At 66.1% G+C, this 502-nt stretch carries 1 tRNA gene and 1 pseudogene; both read right to left on the bottom strand.

Annotated elements, in window-relative coordinates:
* Positions 1 to 2: 2 nt before the first annotated feature.
* A tRNA-Lys gene (locus tag FUT87_RS22980) sits at positions 3 to 78 on the bottom strand.
* 87 nt (positions 79 to 165) lie between these two features.
* Positions 166 to 502 (bottom strand): annotated as a pseudogene (locus FUT87_RS29240) (tRNA threonylcarbamoyladenosine dehydratase); the annotation flags it as partial.

Below are 502 nucleotides of genomic sequence, written 5' to 3'. Positions count from 1 at the left end.
GGTGGTGGGTCGTGCAGGATTCGAACCTGCGACCAACGGATTAAAAGTCCGCTGCTCTACCGACTGAGCTAACGACCCGAAGCCGCACTTCAAGCAGTGAAGGCCGGGTTGCCCCGACCTCCGCTACGTCGCTTCGAGGTGTTTGCCCCTCAGCAGAGCCTCAGATTATAGGACGGATTTTTGCGACCGCGCAAGCGCCTTCAAATAACGCCGCACCAACTCCGCCGCCGCGACCATGCCGAAGCCGGCCGTGACCGCCACGCTCGAGCCATAGCCATGGCAATTCAGGTTGGCGTCCAGGTCGCAGGCCGCCACGCCCTCCGGCCGGGTGACCGGCTCGCGCGAGAACACGCAGGTCACGCCCATCTTCCCGGCGCGTGGCGCCGCATGGAACTTGCGCAGCCGCTGACGCAGGTTGGCCAGCAGCGGATCGTGCGTGGTCTCGGCCAGGTCCAGGATCTCGACGTCCTGCGGCCGATGCTTGCCGCCGGCCGCGCCGATG

It is taken from the genome of Mitsuaria sp. TWR114 (genome assembly GCF_007997345.1).
The sequence above is the reverse complement of the archived record's forward strand: the minus strand, read 5'-3'. Positions and strand labels throughout refer to the sequence as shown.